Origin of the sequence: Bradyrhizobium sp. 31Argb (assembly GCF_043638955.1) — a bacterium.
GTDB lineage: Bacteria > Pseudomonadota > Alphaproteobacteria > Rhizobiales > Xanthobacteraceae > Bradyrhizobium.
The window spans coordinates 1-1,438 of sequence record NZ_JBEGDB010000586.1 but is presented as its reverse complement, the minus strand read 5'-3'; the positions used below and the strand labels follow the sequence as shown (position 1 = coordinate 1,438).

Annotated in this window: 1 protein-coding gene and 2 pseudogenes; all 3 read right to left on the bottom strand. The window is 59.6% G+C overall.

Annotated elements, in window-relative coordinates; all coding sequences use genetic code 11:
- Positions 1 to 70: 70 nt before the first annotated feature.
- A complete protein-coding gene (locus tag AAFX91_RS41630) occupies positions 71 to 403 on the bottom strand; it encodes a hypothetical protein (RefSeq protein ID WP_394570339.1) in 333 nt (110 codons plus the stop codon).
- Positions 404 to 566: 163 nt separating this feature from the next.
- Positions 567 to 764 (bottom strand): annotated as a pseudogene (locus AAFX91_RS41625) (acyl-CoA dehydrogenase); the annotation flags it as partial.
- Between the two features lie 96 nt (positions 765 to 860).
- A pseudogene (locus AAFX91_RS41620) lies at positions 861 to 1,346 on the bottom strand (sugar ABC transporter permease); the annotation flags it as partial.
- Positions 1,347 to 1,438: the final 92 nt, after the last annotated feature.

The following is a 1,438-nucleotide window of genomic DNA, read 5'->3' as shown; positions in this document are numbered from 1 at the left end:
GAAAGGGATCAGGAGCGGTCAGTTTCCAACTAACAAACCGGTTCAAGCGGTCCCGCTCCGCGGGTCCATTTCAGGCCATCGATTTCACATGGTCAGGCGAGACCTGCAATTCGGGGGGATCGGTAGCCCCGTCGTTGCGCTTGTAAGTCCACGCGATCGCTTGAGCGAATTGTTCGGGGTGCGCTTCGATATACCGTTCCAGATTCGGGATGCCATACGCATCTTTCCTTCGCTCCCAACGCCGCGCCAATGCATCGATGTAGGCGAACTCTAACCCCGCCTTTTGATCGAGGGTCAGTGCCGCGCTGCCGTTCAGGCTCTTGAAGGCCGCTTCGACATGGTAGTGTTCCAGCATGTAATGCCCGGGCGGCTCGCCGCCGCCCTGCGCCATGGCGAGCAGCAAACGATAAAGGACCTGCGCATCGAGTTTCTGCGGCTCATACCCGATGCAGGAGAAGGCGGCCCGGGGGCGGTCGGCCTTTAATAGGCGCTCAACAGCTTCATTGTTTTCGCTATCGGAATCGTGAATCCATTCCGGCGCAACCTCGTTCCAGTATTTGGCCGAAAGCGCGTTGCGCTGCTGCCTGAGCTCCGACCGCGATGCTCAACCTCTCCTGAACCAGTTCGCCCATGAGGCAGCCGAAGCCGCCATGTTCTGGCCCGAGCAAGTTTTCGGTGGGAATCCGCACATCCTCGAAAAACAGCTCGGACGTGTCACCCGACCATTGCCCGATCTTGTCGAGATTCCGACCGCGCTTCAAACCAGGCATCGTGGCTTGCCTGCGCTACGGTCCTTGATGCTCCGCATGACGAAGTTCCGTCGAGCTTGGCGTGCTCATTGCCCCAAGAACGGTCCGTCCTCACCTGCGCTGGTTGTAGACGTCGACGCAAACGGCTGCGAGCAGCACCAATCCCTTGATCACCTGTTGGTAGTCGATCCCGATGCCAAGGATCGACATTCCATTGTTCATGACGCCCATGATCATAGCACCGACCACGGCGCCACCGACCCGGCCAACACCGCCATAGGCGGAAGCACCGCCAATGAAGCAGGCGGCGATGACGTCGAGTTCGAAGCCGGCGCCGGCCTTCGGCGTCGCCGTGTTGAGGCGCGCGGCGAAGACGAGGCCAGCCAGCGCGGCCAGGACGCCCATGTTGACAAAGGTGAGGAAGGTGAGCCGTTCGGTCTTGATGCCCGACAGTTTTGCCGCCTTCGCATTGCCGCCCACGGCGTAGATCTGCCTGCCGATCACCGTTCGCCGTGTGAGAAAACCATAGAGCGCGATCAGCGCGGTCATGATCACGAGGACGTTCGGCAATCCGCGATGCGAAGCGATCAAGTAGGTGAAATAGAGCACCGCGCCCGCTAGGCCGTGTGGACTCTTGGGATTCTCAAATCAGATTGAACGTGATTCAAGGCTTTCTTTTAGGAGGAAGC